Raw genomic sequence first — 16,582 nt, forward strand, 5'->3', positions numbered from 1 at the left:
GTGTCTTTGTTCTCAAGGGGCAGGATGGTAATGTTTGTCATCCAGCTTCTGTGGAAATATACGGTTACTTTCATAGAGCCTGATAGGCAACTTGTTGAAGAATTTATGCTCTAACGATAGTGAACGTGTGTTACTTTGTACCTTGCGGTTATTGAGACCCTTGGTTTGCCTTGAGTCTCTGGTGCGCTGATTTAGGAAGATTGCGCATTATAGTTCATCAAGATCTTTTACGTATTTTGGTTGCGGAGGATAACGCATGCATTCTCGTCCGTTGAGTTCTCTGAGCCGGATTCTGTTTGTAGCTTGTGCCGTTGGGCTTGGTACATCGAGTCTCTACGGGCAGAGTTCGCCCAGTGCTACATCAAACACCCCTGCTAAGCCCGCTGCTGGTGATCAGGCTTCACGGTGGGATATTTTTGCTGGTTACAGCTATCTGGCGCCTCACGGTACTGTTCGTGTTCCTGGAGCTGGGGCAGGCGGCACAGATTTGCAGGTAAAGCCCTCGTCGGTTGATCTGGGCGCAATTGGTAGTGGTACATACTACTTCAATCGTTACGTAGGCGGACAGGTCGAAGTCGGAGCTCATCCGGATGGAAACAATGACGGTTTCTATACCTTCTCCGCAGGTCCTGTTTTCCGGTATCCCACGGCTGAAGTCACCCCGTTTGTTCATGCTTTAGCTGGTGCTGTCCGTGGTGGTGGCCCCTATCATGAGCCTTATACCTGGGGACCCGCCCTCACCGTCGGTGGTGGTATGGACTATGCTCTGCCTTTCTTCAACGGCAAGCTTGGTCTGCGCCTCTTCCAAGCCGACTATGAGTACATGCACATCAACTTCGGGCCTCAGGCTCCGTATCCAACGGGCGGTCGCGCTAATTACAGCAACGCACGTTTGAGCACAGGCCTGTTGCTCCATCTAGGATCGATTGTTCCGCCGCCGCCGGTTACCTACTCCTGCTCGGTGAATCCTTCCTCGGTATTTCCTGGAGATCCGGTTACCGTCACAGGTACCGCGGCCAATCTGAATCCGAAGAAAACCCCGCAGTACACCTGGAGTGGCCAGGGCTTCACCGTCAAGGGTGACTCGAACACCGGTGCCATTGACACTGCAAGCCTCGCTCCCGGCAACTACACTGTGACCGGTCACGTGACTGAAGGTGCAAAGGCTGGACAGTCTGCCGATTGCACTGCAAGCTTCACCGTCAAGGCCTTCGAGCCGCCGACAATTTCCTGCTCGGCCAGCCCGTCGACTATCAAGCCTGGTGATAGCGCCACCATCACTTCGAATGCTGTCAGCCCGCAGAATCGTCCGCTGACTTACAGCTACTCGGCTTCCGCTGGCTCCATCTCCGGTACCGGCAACACGGCAACCCTGTCTTCGACTGGTGCTCCTGCAGGTTCGATCACTGTGACCTGCAATGTCCAGGATGACAAGGGCCAGACTGCTTCTTCGACCACAACCGTGAGCGTTGAAGCTCCTCCACCGCCGCCGGCTCCGAAGACTCAGGCTCTCTGCTCGATCAACTTTGGCCGCGACAAGAAGCGCCCGGCTCGTGTCGATAACGAAGCCAAGGCCTGCTTGGACGAAGTTGGCTTGAACCTGCAGCGTCAGTCGGATGCCTCACTGGCCATCGTCGGCGAGTCCGATCCTTCTGAGAAGGCAGGAGCAAAACTAGCTGAGACTCGTGCAGTCAACACGAAGGACTACCTGGTGAAGGAGAAGGGCGTAGATGCTTCCCGCATCTCGGTCTACACCGGATCCACCGCAGGCAAGACTGCTGAGAACTACCTCATCCCATCCGGCGCAAGCTTCACCAGCGATGTGCAGGGTGCGACCAAGGTAGACGAGAGCACTGTCAAGGCTCAGCCCCGCAACAAGGCCGTCAAGAAGCACCACAAGGCCAAGAAGGCTGCTAAGTAAAACAAATCGCTTCTTTTAAGAGGCAAAAGGGGCTGACCGCGTGCGGTTAGCCCCTTTTCACTTTTGGTCCCTGATACGCACAAAATGGATCCTGAGAGTGGTATAGCCATGTCTTTCTGGCTGTCTGTCCTGTTACTGTGCAGTAAGGGAGACCGGGAATACCGATTCAACCTTGGAGGTTTGTTCCGATCGGCTCCGCTCTCTTTCGGCTCTGGTCCAGAGAAACGAATGCTTTCTGTGGACATGTAAGCGTACAGATAATTTTAGAAATGGTTTAGGTTCGCATGAATTGCTATAAGAAGTGCTGTTTCCCCCTCTTAGCTGTTCTAATATTCCTCTCCATACCTAGCTTTGCAGCGCAATCGTCCTCTTGGGTTTCAGTTGGGCCAGATGGCGGCGATGCCCGCAGTTTTGCTGCGAGTGCTTCGACTCCTAACCACCTTTATCTGGGAACCACCAGCAGTTGGATCTATGAATCGGTAAACGGCGGAGCAAGCTGGACACGCTTGAGCAAGATCGCAAATACCGACGATTTCGTTGTAGACAACATTGTGGTTGATTCCTCCGACCCGAAGACGCTTTATGTCGGTGCCTGGGTCGTAAACCATCCGGATGGTGGCCTCTTCATCAGCCATGATGGAGGAAAGAGCTGGAGCGCGGTGGCCGATATGCATGGGCAATCGATCCGTGCCTTGTCTCAGGCTCCCTCCAATCCAAAGATTCTTGTGGCTGGAACGCTGAAAGGCGTTTATCGCAGCACGGATAGTGGTGCTCACTGGAGCTTGATCACTCCAGAGGGAAGCACAGAATTACATGAGGTAGAGTCCATCGCCATCGATCCTGTCGATCCGGCAATGGTTTATGCCGGAACCTGGCATCTACCCTGGAAGACTACCGATGGCGGAAAAAACTGGTTCAACGTCAAGGACGGAATCATTGACGATTCCGATGTCTTTTCGATCATCATCGATCCCAAGCAGCCTACGATTGTCTTTGCGAGTGCTTGTTCCGGCATTTATAAAAGCGAGAATTCCGGAGCCCTCTTCCATAAGGTTCAAGGCATTCCATCCACCGCTCGCAGGACTCGTGTTCTTATGCAGGATCCGGTAAATCGAAATGTCGTTTATGCCGGTACGACAGAGGGCCTGTATCGCACGACTGATACCGGAGACAAATGGCAACGCGTGACTGGTCCGGATGTGATCGTCAATGACGTTTATGTCGATCCGTCTAATCCTCAGCACGTCTTGCTGGCGACCGATCGTAGTGGCGTTTTGGCAAGCCAGGATGGCTCAACTACCTTTACCGCATCCAACACAGGTTTCTCACAGCGTCAGGTGGAAACACTGATTGTAGATCAGAAGAATCCTTCAACTCTCTATGCTGGAGTTGTGAATGACAAGACCTACGGCGGTGTGTTCGTTTCTACCGACGGAGGGACTTCATGGCAACAGCGAAGTGCTGGACTTGATGGTCGTGATGTCTTCAGTCTCAGCCAGACTCCTGAAGGCACCCTTCTAGCTGGAACCAATCGCGGGATCTTTCGCTGGACAGGTTCCCGCTGGGAGATCACCGACAAGGTAATCAACCTCACCCACAAGACCAGTTACATTGTTCGCAAAAAGACTAAGGTTCCGGTGGTCAAGGATATTTCGGTTCCCGGCTCCGCTATTTCCGGTCGAGTGAACTACGTCGATGTGAATGGTTCAAACTGGTATGCGGCATCGACTCAGGGAGTGTACTGGAGCGCAAATCAGGGAGTCAGTTGGCGAGGGGGACCGGTTCTAGGACTCTCCGACTACTCGTTGGTCTGTGCCAGTGAGGGCAAAGTCCTGGCTGCCAGCAGGAGGAGCTTGGCTCTGTCTACGGATTCCGGCGAAACCTGGTCCGCAGTTTCCTTGCCTTCGGCTCTTACCTCTGTACGTGCTATCGAGATTGCTCCGAATGGAAGCCTTTGGGTTGGCGGTCGTGAGGGGGTGTGGGTCAGTGACGATGCCGGAAAGACTTGGCAGGCAGAAGAAAAGTTGCCCTTCCGCGATATCAATGGTCTGACCTACGATCCGACACTGCACAGTGTCCTCGCAACTTCATGGCAGAGCACCTGGATTTTCGCCATCAATGTTGCCGACAAGAGCTGGAAATCGTGGGATGCCGGATGGAGTATCCATCAGGTCCGCTCGTTCTCCGGGCGCCTGATTGCTGCTTCCGTGTATGACGGAGTCCTTCTACAACCTGCATCGACAGCTTCCATCGCGGCGGATGTCCAGAAATAACTTAGGAAACGATCAACCGGCGCAGATGAAACCTCGCTTTCATCTGCGCCCTTTTCATTCCGACGACTTTCAGCAACTCCTCGAACTCGATCAGCTCTGTTTCCGTCCTGGAATTGCTTATTCAAGCGAGGACCTCCTGGAATTCTTGGTGCATCCAGCTTCGATTGCTGTGATCGCGGAGAATGTACAAGGTCAAATTGCGGGATTCGCCATTCTGGAGCTCTACTCCGAACGAAAAAAAGTAGTTGGTCATGTCATTACCTTGGACATATATCCCGATCAGCGACGATTGGGTCTGGGCAGGCAACTGATGAATGCTTTGGAAGAGATCGCCAGGAGATTCGGTGCTGGCCTCCTGCGGCTCGAAGTGGCTGCAGATGACCAAGGAGCACAGGCCTTTTATTCTCGATTGGGATTTACTTTCGTAGGAAGACGCAAGAAGTACTACATAAACCAAATCGATGCGCTATCTCTTGAGCGCTCAATCGTGGCCGTTCCGTCAGAGAACGACTACAGATAAAAGATTTCTCTCTACTCCACTGCATGCGGACAACGCATAGAAATCAAGAACGTATGCGTTGAAATAACACCGCCAAATATGGCCGTCCCGGTAACTTTACGTGATTTGTTTCGCCGACGACCCTATCGCCCACATTTTCATCTACAAAATGTGATTCTTTGGTTTTACCTGTGTAGATACCGGGTAGCTTTTCTATTGTCATGGCAAAGGGGTCAATCAGCATGCCCGTAAACTTTATGCCCATCGGCAGAGGGAAGTTATATTCTGCGAGAGCATGGGTATCGAAATAGTAGAGATAGATTTCATTCTCTACGCCTGCGGAAAGATAGTAGGCATTAGGGAACTCGTTAAGCCCGGTGATTGGTAGCTTCTCCAGCAGATTCCGCAGAAACTTTATACGCGGCGCGCTTGTTCCACGTAGCTTGCCGCCATCGGACCACATGGGCTCTCCTTTAGGCACAATATACGTTTCGCCATGAGTGGCATATGTGCCTGCGACTGTGGCCAGCCAGAAGCGGCGTGTCATCTCCTCCGGCGATATATTTCCCCAACGTGCGGCTATGTTTCCCTCGTATTGGATTTCGTCATAGACAATTGGTTTGTTCCAGACTGCATGCCGCTCAGCCGAGCGCTGGAAGTCGTACTCTTGCAGGCTGGCGTGCGTGCACCACAGCTTCGCATTGTCGTAGACAACTTTGCTGTGATGGATGGAGCGGAGATGGCTGTAAGGGTCGCACTCTAGAGTGATTCTGAAGAAGCGATCCCAGTCAGCGAGTGTCTTGGAGTGTACGAGATCGTATTCGTTAGCGATGGACCACCATACATTTCGGTATGCGGAAAGACGTGCGATTGCATAGCGCAGGTATCGGTCGTCGACGTCGGCAGGCATACTGCGAAATCCCCATGCGTCGTATGGGTGGAAGAGAATGATATCGGCTTGGATATTCAGCCGGAGCAAACCGCGCACCCGAGCCTCGAAGTGCTGGAAGTAGGCCGGATTGAATTTGCTCAGATTAAATTTCTCCTGGCTCTTACCTCCATCTTGGAGATCGCTTGACGTCTCTGTCGGCGAGCCAGGGACATGCTCAAATGGCATGAACGGAAGTTGCCGTGTACCTTGTGGCTTGGGCAAAAGGCAGAGGCGCACTTTGTTGAAACCAGCTTCTTTGAGTGCATTTATCGTCTCGGTTTCAAAGGGCTCGCCCATAAATCCCATGGAGTAACAAGTTGTGCCAAACGGGAAATACGGCTTGCCATCCGAGTAGGCAAAGTGAAAGCGATGGGATACTTGCACTGGCCCACGGTTTTCCCCTTTGCAGGGCACTACGGTTACTGCACCCTTGTGATCCGCCAATTCTTTGTGTGAGCTTTGTGTGGTATATATCCATTCTCCCGGCATATCGGGCATGAAACGGATCAAGTAGCGCCCCTCTCCGTCATAAAAACCGGGGATGAGGACAGAACGATTTCCATGGCAGAAGCTGCCGGCTAACGTGACTTCTTCAAACGGATTTCCACCTTGCGGCCCGTGCAACAGAACTTCGAAGCAGTCCCACTGCTCGATTTCAACAGAGCTACCGGATGTTTTAGCGGATTCGGCAAACATATCGGCGTTGGAACTGCTGAGCAGTACGCTGGCGGCTCCGCTTGCTCCCATCTTGAGCATCTGTCTTCGATTCATCTCACTTCCCATATCTTTTCCTTTTATGTTGTTCACATTTGCGTTCATGCTCTACGAGCACGAATGGGGGAACAAACTAGATCATTTCGAGAATAAGCAGATTCCAGTCCATGAATCCCTTATGGCTCAGAGGGGCTCCTGTGTCTGGATGGTAGTACTCATTGAGCGAGCCTGAGGACAAGAGGTCCTTAGCCAACATGTTTGCAGTGCGATTCGCCAGCGAGGCAGCTTCCTTGGTGTATCCGTATTCTATGAGGCCTTTCCACACCAGATAGCTCGCAACAATCCAGATCGGTCCCAGCCAGTTGCTTGGATTCGTGCTTGCCGCAAGAGAATACATCGATTCGGCTGCAGACAGCGTTCGAACTCCGTGCTCTGCTGCAAAGGTTTTCGGATCTCGGAGATGCTCGACAAGCGCTCCAGCCTGCTCTGTGGAGGCAAGCTTGCACCACATAGGCAAAAATCCTGTGAATGTCTGGATCCGGAGGGGAATTGAACTCCAGGACATGTCCATCCCTCTCGGGATCTTAGCGATGAGCTCTGCTCTGCGATCAACACACTGAACGTCGGCAGTGTAGAAGAAGCGATCGCGAGAGTCCCAACAGTGCAGCTGAATGGCATGGCCTAATGCGGCAATCTGAGAAGAGAGTCGCGCGTGCGCTTCAGGATGGCGCAATCGTGCAGCCAATTCTGCGGCCGCTTTTAAGTCTTGGTAATACAGACAGTTCAACAGAAGGTTTGCCGAGGAGAAATATGGTCTTCCAAAGGTCGTTGGGTCGTTGTCATTCCCGATAGCGACATCATCACCCCAGACCAGAAGGCCAACGTGACTTAGGTTGTCAGCCGTCCAGGAATCGTAAAAGAGCAGAAGCTTCTCAAGGTATGGGGCAAACCAGGTGTCTTCACCCGTTTCCTGAATTTCCAACAGAGCTAATTGAGCCAGTATTGGCTTGGCCTGATTCTCTTTGTGCGGACGTGTTCCTTTCATGCACCCCAGGGGATCGGCGCTTTCCACCGTAATCAGCGCCGGGATACGTCCTTCTCTGGATTGGTGGTCGAAGAAGTTTGCAAGACTGCCGCGCACGTGTGCAGAGATGTCTGCCTTCAATTTAGGGTCACCAACAAGGCGGCCCACCCGAAAAAGTCCGCGTGCGGTCCAAAGTGTGTCCCAGTCCCAAAGATCCGCAGAATAAGTGCTTCTCGGCAGGCTTGGCGAGATGCTGGGGAAGCGCAGAGCACCCGATGAATTGCGCAACAGCTTACGAGCATTTGAAAAAAAGTAGTTGAGCAACGCTTCTCGATGCGCTACTGGCAAACTAGGTGCCATTTCCGAGGAGCTTGCGAGTGTACTGCTTCGTGTCACTAGGGAAGCGCCTACTGCGGATAATCCGGCGAGCACATTTCGCCGAGTGAAATTCCTACTCATAGATGAACCCAACCTCTGCCGAACCGGCGGTCTGGAGAAATAGGGCGGGGTACACAGTGCGTATCCGCCCTATGGAGCTAGAGCAAAACCAGCGTAGGTGTATCCCGAACCACAACTCCCTACGCAGGTTTTCCGTCAAGAAAACCTGCGCATCGCCGAATTTGGATAGGACATAGTAACGCTGGTTTTGCTCTAGAACGCCAGCTTCAGTGCAAGCTGGGCAATACGCGGATCATTCGCGCCTGTGATTCTTCCGAAGGTCGTGGCGGACAAATTCACGGAAGGATCACTCAGGTTCGTATGGTTGAGGACATTGAAATACTCGGCACGGAATTGGAGATTCACGCTTTCATGGATCGGGAATGTACGAGCCAGACTCGCATCCCAGTCGATGTACCGCGGACCAACGAAGGAGCCCTTTGCGACATTGCCGAACTGACCGGCAGGTGCATTCGCAAAGCTGGTGGGGTTGAAGTAGTTTTTGCAGAGAACTACGGTGCCACAGGCTTTTCCTCCGATCGGCGAACCGACCAGAAGCGGAACATCGCGATTCAATCCCGTTCCGGAGTTATCCTTGCCTGCCACGACGGACAAGGGGTTGCCGCTGCGGAAGCTGAGGATGCCGTTGGTTTGCCACCCATTGATCACGTAGCGCGCAATAGGATTGCCACCATGAAGGGCGGGAATGATCCAAACGTAGTTCACGCTGATGTTATTGCGATGGTCGAAGTCTGAAGGCCCAATGTCCAGTCGCTTGTAGTTCGGTAAATATACCGGTAGCACATACGAAATGCCTGCGCCAGCACTGGTGACCGCCGTTCCGGTAGGTACGCTGTCGATGCTCTTAGACCATGTGTAATTGATTGTCCCGGAGATGCCGTATTTCATCCGGTTTCGCAGCGTTACTTGCATCGAGTGATAGTTTGAATTGCCGCCTAGATCGGCTTTGCTGATGGTGGAGTAGTTCTGGTAGATCCTCCTCGCATTTACCGAGGCAGTGCAGGCGATGGAGGTGCCAGGCAAGGTTCCTGAGCTGCAGTATCGGGCCGGATTAATTTCAGGCGAGGTGAAGACGTGGCTGGCGTGTACTCCTACGTAGGCAAGACGGCTACTAAAGGTATTGGTGATCTGCTGTTCGAGTGCCATGTTCCAGCTATAGGTAAGGGGAACTTTGAACGTTCCTGTTGGATCAAAGGTAATTACAGCAAAGGGAGTAATGAAAGGCGTGTTCTTCGCCGGGGGAACTGGTGCGGGAAATGGATTGGACTGTGTTCCATATGGATTGGAGAAGGTTGCGCCAGCCTGCTGGATCAGGTCAACCGACGTGCTGAAGGGAGTGCTTCCGATCCAGCCGTTGTTGAACAAGCCATTGCTACGTGTTTCATAGAACAATCCGCCACCGCCACGAAGGCTGGTGCGTCCATCTCCGAAGAGATCGTAGGCGAAACCGAGGCGCGGCATGAAGTTCTTATATACAGGACGGATGCCGTCATTCGGCACGCCGGTATCACCACGGAACAGGAGGCCTGCCGGTGCATTCGGATAAACGGCGGAGTGAACGTTCGCTACATAGGCTGTAGGGTTGAACTGCCCCACACGGCCACCTTGATCATGCAGAGGCAGATACGGTTCATAGCGGAGACCATAGTCGAGTGTGAAGCGGCGGTTGATCTTCCAGACGTCCTGAGCATAGCCGCCCAGATATTTGCCGCGATTCGCCTGGTACTGTCCGGAACTCTGCTTAGTCTCGTATACGTAGCCGAGGAAGAAATTCGCAATAGCGCTATTGCTGACGTTTGGATTGAAGCTATAAGTGCCTGGTTGGCCGTTCTGGTTGACTACGTCTACGCGGCTCAATTCTCCATGAAATCCGAAGCTGAAGCTATGTGAACCTTTGATCCAGTGCAGGTCGTCTGCCAGGGTTACATTTGAGCGCTTAAACGTTGCATATGGATTATCACCGATAGAAAAATAGCCGCTGACGCCGATGTTCTGAATGGCCTTTTGCGATGGCTGCCATACGTTCACGCCAAGATCATTCACATTAATCGATCCGGAAGCAGGTCCGCGTACCGCGCCTTCCCGTTGGTAGCTAACGATCAGATTGTTGATGAGGTTCGGTGTAAAGGTGTGCGCTTCTGATACCAATGCGTTCTGGTATGTAATTTCCGACTGGTCGGCATAGGTGAGCAGGTTGCTCAAATCCAACACACCCTTATTGTGAAAGATGTCCAGGAAGTAACGAGCAACGAGATGATCGTTTTGGCTGAGATCCTGGTCGAAACGGCCGACACCTTCATCAAGATCTTGAGAGGTAGGCTTTTTGTAGCCAAATGCTGCACCGTTGCTTGTGACCGGGATGTGCTTTAGCAGGTTCAGCGAGGCCTTGTCGAAGCGGGAGGTCGGAATGGTGGATTGATAAGTCGTGCCTGATAGAAGGGTGTAAGGAAAACATGGAGTGCCCGTAGCAAAGGGATCCTTGATGCAGCTTGTTGCCGCGGCTGTTGGATTGGCGGCAGTGAAGGTAAACAGGCCTGCCTGATTTTGCGTTGTCGGTAGGGTCGAAGTTGCCACGCTGGCGTTCTGTGTACGCAGAATCGTGTGTTGATAGCCTCCGAAAAAGAAGCCTTGCTTCATCTTCCAGATTCCGGGGATGGCGACCGGGCCGCCCAACGTGCCTCCGAACTGATTCCGTTTCAGAGGATCGACGAACGGGACAAGCTTTCCTGCAGAGTTGGTCACGAAAGAGAAGTAGTTATGTGCGTTGAAGGCGGCATTGCGGACGTATTCAAATACATTTCCGTGATAGTTCGCGGTTCCTGATTTGGTGATGATGTTTACTACGCCACCGGCGCTTTGCCCATATTCGGCGGCGAAATTACTCGTTTGGACGCTGAACTCCTGTAACGCATCCGGGAAGGGAAAGGGAGCGTTGACATTGGTGTATTCGTCCAAGTTGTTTCCCCCGTCCAGCAGATAATTGGTCTGGTTAGCCCGGGTGCCATTTACCGACACATTCACGACGGCCGGGAATGTCTTTGTGTTTCCCTGATCCGAGGCGCCACTCGGGGCGGACGTTACACCGGCAACAAGTGTTGTGAGCGCTGCTGCATTCCGTCCGTTCAGCGGAAGTTCGTTAATCTGGCGATCGGAGATTACCTGGGAAATTGTTCCTGTCGTGGTGTCCACCTGGGGTGGCTCCGAGGACACGGTTACTGTTTCATCTGTCCCCCCAACTTTCAGACTGGCGTTCACCGTGATGGCGGCATCGGCCTCCAGGTGAATATTGCTCTGGGTATAGCCGCCGAATCCCAGTGCTGTCACCTTAAGGGTGTACGAAGACGGTTTTAGAGCGGGAAATACATACTCCCCTTGATTGTTCGTGGTTGCGGTGCTGAGAGTCCCGGTTCCGGTTTCGGTGACAACTACTGTTGCGGATGGGATCGCCGCCCCGGAGGAATCGGTCACGATGCCGCTCATGCGAGAAAACCCCTGGGCAAAAACCATCCCCGTCGTAAGAAGCAGGGTGGCAAAGAAAATGTAGACGGTACGGTACGCTGAATGCGTCCTAGGAGTTTCGATTCGGTTCATGTAAGCCTCACAGTTCGTACGGATACGGTCTCTACGGCCCAAGAAACGGCTGCAGAAGTCAGCACTATGTTTCTGGAGCTGTGTTGTCAGCTCTCTTCTCCTCGTCAGATACTCCTACTCCAGCGCGAATTATTCCGGGCTGAATGACTCTTTGTCTCTGTCGGCCACGGTTCGACTGCTTTGTTTCCCAACGAGGAAAAATGACTTGTTAAATCGTCGAGGGTTTTACAAAGCGGGAGCACGGTGTGCCAGACAGGTACGGTTCCTGCCACGTCACTGACCTTAGTAAATTGTTTATTTGTAATTAGTTAGAGAGATGGGAAGGTGTGACTGACACTGAATAGATTTACTCTGATGAAACCGCGAGGATTTGCGGAACCCCTGGAGTATCGTCCGTCACGGTAGTACCCAGGACGATCTGGAGGTTCATTCGAGGGTTATTCATCGGCACGGTTTTCGCGATGGCTTGTATCATTTGGGGGGTCGTGATGAACTCTCCAGCAGCCTCCGTGCCATAGGCATACAGGCCTCCGATGACAACCACGACATGCCCCGTTTCCGAATTCCAGACTCGGGATACCAGGGCGTAGTCCTGTTTGGTCGGACCGCCGCGAGATATCTGCTGCTCCAACGTTTTGCCCGTGATCTGGCTCCAGCGTCGATCGAGCGGGTTTTTGGCATCGCGGATGTAGATCAGGTTCTTCTGTGCGTCCAGTGCCAGAGAGAACCGGAGCTGGTGGGTCAGGCGCAGGCTCCATTCATTGTTGAAGGCACCAATCAGGACCACGGGCCCTTCGCGAAAATCGGAAAAACTACTACTCGTCTCCGGCCTGATAACGACTCGTTTTCCACGTGACTGCAGGACACCGAGCACACGTGCGATTGTCACTGTATCGGCAAACGGCACATTGGCAGCAAGAGACTTTTGAATGATTGGGACCGGCTGGGTCTTGTCTCCGGCGGAGGCAGACGGCGGACCATTGGGTATATCGCCTACAGCCAGCAATACCGACCCGGGACTATCCAATACAGGCTGCCAGAATAGATCCTCCGGATTGCTGGGATGTAGCTCTCTGTAGGCCAAAAAGCACAATAGCAACAATGCTGCCAATGCGGGGCCATAGAAAAAGAGGCGGCGCCATGTGCTTCGCGGAGTCATGGGAATACTTGGCGATGTTGGGTGCGAAGCGTTTGTATCGGAAGGTGTAACGTTGACAGCATCTGGAGGCGAGGTTTCATCCGCCTGTGAGGGAAGTTGTTGCTCCACGGACGAAGATGCTGAGAGTGGTGCCGCGAACCGCGGAATATAAGAACCTGGCACCAAGCTCATTCGCAGTTCAGCCCTGTGCCGCTCGTCGCCGTAATAGATTGCTAGTCGTTTGCGGAGCTCGATAGCTGCAGTTCGTACAACATGATCGGCAGTGGTGTCATACGATGGCTCACGACCAAAGACTTCGACCCCGATTGTCCGTTCTTTAATTTGGTCGGCTGCTCCGTTCAGCGTCTGTTCGACAACATATCGCAAAAACTGAACAGATCTTTTGCTGGACCGGAACACTTGGTCTTGCACCAAGAGCTCAAGCTGTTTGCGGATGGCATCTGGACTCAATGTCGAATTTGCCGATTCGAGTATTTCCAACTTCGACATAGCATTCCGCGTACCTCACTTTATCACCGCTCTCCTGGAATCGCTAAAGGAAACTGGACGTCACCACCATTGACGAGTGCATAATTATGCGAGAAATGCTCTAGCGTGTGGCCGCATTGTCATTTAGCGCGGTAGTCAGGGATGTTTTTTTCTCTGGGGTAAAGGAGCCGGAGCTGCGCCAGAGAACTTTTCCGGTCTTGTCTACCAACAGCACCGTCACTTCCCGGTCGGAGCGGAGATTCATATGCTGCATGAACTTCTGCTTATTCAGGTAGAGAGGGACCGTCCACTTCCATCTGCTGTTATCCGGTGTGCTTGATCTCATCGAAGAGTTCATCCACCAGCGGTAGAGGAAGTTTTGCCTGGAATAGACCGGCATCAGGTAATAGTGAAGCTCTTGCTTTGAGGTGCTCAGCTGAGCTTTGGCCGAGATCCACGATTCGGCATCGCGATATTGATCCTGATCGAAGAATAGAACTACCAGATTTGCCGGAGAGCGGAAGTCCGCAGGAAGGGTGACCTTGGCTTTATCCAGGTTGTAGGCATTGATCTGGGGTAGACTCACAGTTTTCTGCTCGCCTGTTTGCGAAGCTGCCGTGGCGATAGCTATCGATGCGAACCAAAAGAGCAGAAGCCGAAATAATCTAGGCATGTGAAAAAACAATGGAGTCTTTTTCGGATTCTACCAGTTTGTAGATGGAGGGTCGGAGCTCAGAGACGGATTTATCAGTAGCTTCGGGGGTTCCTCCACCGCGATATTGCCAGATTGCGATATTGCCCGGGGAAGAAGAAGCCCGGTCTCCAAGGCGATGAGGCCGTAAATCCCTGGAGGTCTGCTTCGATTCTCAAACGGATCTTGTGCCCTTGACCAGGCAGGTCAGAGTGCTGTGATTCCGAACTCTTGGGTATCATGGAAGTATGCATCAGTCTGCTGCTGATTTTCCCCGCCACCCACTGCAAATCAATGATCGGCGTCTTGCTTCTATTGCCGAAAAGGTCTTGAGTAGTCAACAACTTGATTTCGATGATGGTCTAGCCCTGTACTCCTCCAGCGATATTCTGGCTGTCGGATGGCTGGCGAACTGGGTGCGGGAGAAGCTGCATGGTGATCGTACCTTTTTCAATGTGAATCGGCATATCAACCATACAAATGTCTGTGTGGCAGCCTGCCGGTTGTGCGCTTTCGGGCGGAAGAAGGGGACTGAGGGCTCCTATACCATGGCTTTGGAACAGGCCTGGGAGGCAGCAGCTTCCGGGTATTCCGAGGCGGTTACCGAGTTCCACATCGTCGGTGGGCTTCATCCCGATCTGCCTCTGGAGTATTTCCTGGATCTGGTGCGCGGACTGAAGGAGCGTTTCCCTCAGGTTCATATCAAGGCCTTTACGATGGTTGAGGTTGCTTTCCTGGCCCGCCGCGCCAAGATTTCCATTGAAGAGACGCTTATCCGGTTGCGGGAAGCTGGCGTGGATTCTCTCCCGGGAGGCGGTGCGGAGATCTTTGCCGATCGTGTCCGCCATATCATTTGCGATCACAAGATTGATGGAGACGAGTGGCTGGAGACGGCACGTATCGCTCATCGCCTGGGCTTCCGGTCCAACGCCACCATGCTGTACGGGCATATCGAGAACGACGAGGATCGTGTCGATCATCTGCTTCGCCTGCGAGCTCTGCAGGCCGAGACGGGGGGATTCCAAACCTTTATTCCTCTGGCCTTTCACCCCGACAACACTCCACTCGATCATTTGCCGAGGACAACGGGCCTGACCGATATCCGCCAGATTGCCGTCAGCCGCTTGCTTCTGGACAACTTCTCTCATATCAAAGCTTACTGGCAGATGATGACCCCTAAGATTGCCCAAATCGCTCTGCGCTTTGGCGCGGACGACCTGGATGGGACAGTTATAGAAGAGAAGATTTATCACGATGCCGGAGCTACGACTCCGCAGGGAATGCAGCGCAAGGAACTGATTCGATTGATCACTGAAGCGGGCCGTGTTCCTGTAGAGCGAGATACCCTTTATCGTCCTGTCACCCGGACAGAAGATGCTTTCACCATCGCTGTGTAAGTCTCAGGAATTTGTCAGCGCAGGTCTCTAGAGAACATCTTTCGAAGCTTGCTTTTGAAAAGCGAGCTTCGCTTGGGCCCTTGCAGAGCTAGAGTAAAACCAGCGTAGGTGTATTCCGAAACACAACTCCCTACGCAGGCTTTTCGTCAAGAAAACCTGCATATCGCTGAATTTGGATAGGACACAGTAACGCTGGTTTTGCTCTAAGCGGCCTTGAGCTATATCTTTGCTTCCTGAACAGTATTGCCATCGCGTTTTCTTTGGTGTTTGGTATGCCGCTTTTGCGCCTCTCTGATGGCAACCAGCAAGATCCCTGAAAATGTCATAGCCAGCAAAGCTATGGCGATCATCCCGTGCACCTCTGTCATGTCTTGGTAGAGAAGTGCCAATCCCCCAAAGACAAAGACGATATGCGCACAGAAAACCTCAAGAGAGGCTTTCCCCAGGGTCAAGAAAGGCTCGATGGAGATGAGCTTGGTAAGCCCCTTTCTGAGCCAATAGATAAGGATTGTGAAGGCAATCAGGTTCAGTAGACGCAGAGGTCCAATTCTCCATTTGTCAAAAGCTAAGCCTAAATGCCATTTTGCGAAGGCCATTTCTAGTGCCGGCTGGGTTAGATAGGGCCCGAGCCATGCATGTCGTACACCTACAAAGAACGCACAAAGGACCGCGCCGAGAGCCACCAGCCATCCCGGACTAAGCTTTAGAGGATTGTGCGCTTCTGCCGATCTGGCTCCCAGCCACATTCCTGAAATCCAGACCAACTGCCATGCAAACAGGTCGAACGCGCCTGTTTGCTCAAGCGGGATTTTCAGATGGGTCACGTGAACTACCCAGGAATGAACAAGACCTCGTAAGCCAAACTGAGCTGCAAGCCACAAAGCCCAGCTAAGGACCAGAAGCCATCGCCAGCCGATGCGCAGTGCTGCCGACAAGAGTAAGGGAGTGACAAACAAGTACGCCACGTACATCGGCAGAATGTCGAGAAGCGGAGGGCAATACACCAGCAGGACAGAGCCGACGATAGCCACAACCGGGTGTGCCAGATAAAAATCCAATAGATTCTCAAGAGCGTGGCGATGTGTTGCTACTGCCAGTCCTGCGGCAGCCGTAAAGGCAAATGCAAGCAGCAACAAATGGTAGCCATAGATCCGGAGGGAACGGCGCCACAGTTTGTGACGCAGACTGGGCGGGTCTTCTTTCGCCTGACGGATTGAAAGGCGGCTTACTAGCAGGGCCGAAAGGAAGACGAATCCCTCCGCTGAGGTCACATAACCGAAGGGCTGATTTAGATATTCACTTATGCGAGTAGGCAGATGGGTGAGCGTCATCCACACCAAAAACAAGCCCCGCAAGGCATCGAGTTCCGGTTTGCGTTCGGTCATGGATGGTCGTTACTTCCAGTCTGCTTAACATAGGATCCAGCCGCACTCGTTTTAGGATTTCTACATCTTT

The 16,582-nt window shown here is 52.8% G+C and carries 10 protein-coding genes; 4 read left to right on the forward strand and 6 right to left on the reverse strand.

The features are described from left to right. The first annotated feature begins 256 nt into the window (after positions 1–256). The 3 genes from AC6I7T_RS21215 to AC6I7T_RS21225 all read left to right on the forward strand — a co-directional run bounded on the left by AC6I7T_RS21215 (position 257) and on the right by AC6I7T_RS21225 (position 4,714). Positions 257–1,921 carry an OmpA family protein gene (locus AC6I7T_RS21215; RefSeq protein WP_497789618.1) on the forward strand — a complete coding sequence of 555 codons (1,665 nt, stop codon included), beginning with the start codon at positions 257–259 and terminating at the stop codon, positions 1,919–1,921. A gap of 284 nt (positions 1,922–2,205) precedes the next feature. Beyond that, positions 2,206–4,194, forward strand: coding sequence for a VPS10 domain-containing protein (locus AC6I7T_RS21220; RefSeq protein WP_497789619.1), 1,989 nt, complete (start codon positions 2,206–2,208; stop codon positions 4,192–4,194). Next, on the forward strand, positions 4,181–4,714 hold the full coding sequence (locus AC6I7T_RS21225) for a GNAT family N-acetyltransferase (RefSeq protein ID WP_497789620.1): 534 nt from the start codon (positions 4,181–4,183) through the stop codon (positions 4,712–4,714). Before AC6I7T_RS21220 ends, AC6I7T_RS21225 begins: the two co-directional genes overlap by 14 nt. 43 nt (positions 4,715–4,757) lie before the next feature. Here AC6I7T_RS21225 and AC6I7T_RS21230 read toward each other — a convergent pair whose 3' ends face one another. The 5 genes from AC6I7T_RS21230 to AC6I7T_RS21250 form a co-directional block, all read right to left on the reverse strand. Then, the gene (locus AC6I7T_RS21230) at positions 4,758–6,395 is read right to left on the reverse strand and encodes a DUF5060 domain-containing protein (RefSeq protein WP_497789622.1); all 1,638 of its coding nucleotides are present in this window, start codon (positions 6,393–6,395) and stop codon (positions 4,758–4,760) included. Between the two features lie 76 nt (positions 6,396–6,471). After that, positions 6,472–7,821: an MGH1-like glycoside hydrolase domain-containing protein gene (locus AC6I7T_RS21235; protein ID WP_497789623.1), complete on the reverse strand. Its 1,350-nt coding sequence runs from the start codon at positions 7,819–7,821 to the stop codon at positions 6,472–6,474. A gap of 192 nt (positions 7,822–8,013) precedes the next feature. Then, complete coding sequence (locus tag AC6I7T_RS21240) at positions 8,014–11,412, reverse strand: carboxypeptidase-like regulatory domain-containing protein (protein WP_497789624.1); 3,399 nt, start codon at positions 11,410–11,412, stop codon at positions 8,014–8,016. 346 nt (positions 11,413–11,758) lie between these two features. Beyond that, complete coding sequence (locus tag AC6I7T_RS21245; RefSeq protein ID WP_497789625.1) at positions 11,759–13,060, reverse strand: SEA domain-containing protein; 1,302 nt, start codon at positions 13,058–13,060, stop codon at positions 11,759–11,761. 100 nt (positions 13,061–13,160) lie between these two features. Continuing rightward, positions 13,161–13,625 carry a hypothetical protein gene (locus tag AC6I7T_RS21250; RefSeq protein WP_497789627.1) on the reverse strand — a complete coding sequence of 155 codons (465 nt, stop codon included), beginning with the start codon at positions 13,623–13,625 and terminating at the stop codon, positions 13,161–13,163. Positions 13,626–13,978: 353 nt separating this feature from the next. Here AC6I7T_RS21250 and mqnE point away from each other — a divergent pair, with 353 nt between their 5' ends. After that, positions 13,979–15,127, forward strand: coding sequence for an aminofutalosine synthase MqnE (gene mqnE / locus AC6I7T_RS21255; RefSeq protein WP_497789628.1), 1,149 nt, complete (start codon positions 13,979–13,981; stop codon positions 15,125–15,127). Between the two features lie 218 nt (positions 15,128–15,345). Here mqnE and opgC read toward each other — a convergent pair whose 3' ends face one another. After that, positions 15,346–16,512 carry an OpgC domain-containing protein gene (gene opgC / locus AC6I7T_RS21260; protein WP_497789629.1) on the reverse strand — a complete coding sequence of 389 codons (1,167 nt, stop codon included), beginning with the start codon at positions 16,510–16,512 and terminating at the stop codon, positions 15,346–15,348. Positions 16,513–16,582 lie beyond the last annotated feature (70 nt).

It is taken from the genome of Humiphilus diazotrophicus, assembly GCF_059726315.1.

Bases quoted from the DNA above. Each gene is read 5' to 3' on its own strand.
- AC6I7T_RS21215 (WP_497789618.1), top strand. From the start codon at position 257: ATGCATTCTCGTCCGTTGAGTTCTCTGAGCCGGATTCTGTTTGTAGCT.
- AC6I7T_RS21220 (WP_497789619.1), top strand. From the start codon at position 2,206: ATGAATTGCTATAAGAAGTGCTGTTTCCCCCTCTTAGCTGTTCTAATA.
- AC6I7T_RS21225 (WP_497789620.1), top strand. From the start codon at position 4,181: ATGTCCAGAAATAACTTAGGAAACGATCAACCGGCGCAGATGAAACCT.
- AC6I7T_RS21230 (WP_497789622.1), bottom strand. From the start codon at position 6,395: ATGAATCGAAGACAGATGCTCAAGATGGGAGCAAGCGGAGCCGCCAGC.
- AC6I7T_RS21235 (WP_497789623.1), bottom strand. From the start codon at position 7,821: ATGAGTAGGAATTTCACTCGGCGAAATGTGCTCGCCGGATTATCCGCA.
- AC6I7T_RS21240 (WP_497789624.1), bottom strand. From the start codon at position 11,412: ATGAACCGAATCGAAACTCCTAGGACGCATTCAGCGTACCGTACCGTC.
- AC6I7T_RS21245 (WP_497789625.1), bottom strand. From the start codon at position 13,060: ATGTCGAAGTTGGAAATACTCGAATCGGCAAATTCGACATTGAGTCCA.
- mqnE (WP_497789628.1), top strand. From the start codon at position 13,979: ATGCATCAGTCTGCTGCTGATTTTCCCCGCCACCCACTGCAAATCAAT.
- opgC (WP_497789629.1), bottom strand. From the start codon at position 16,512: ATGACCGAACGCAAACCGGAACTCGATGCCTTGCGGGGCTTGTTTTTG.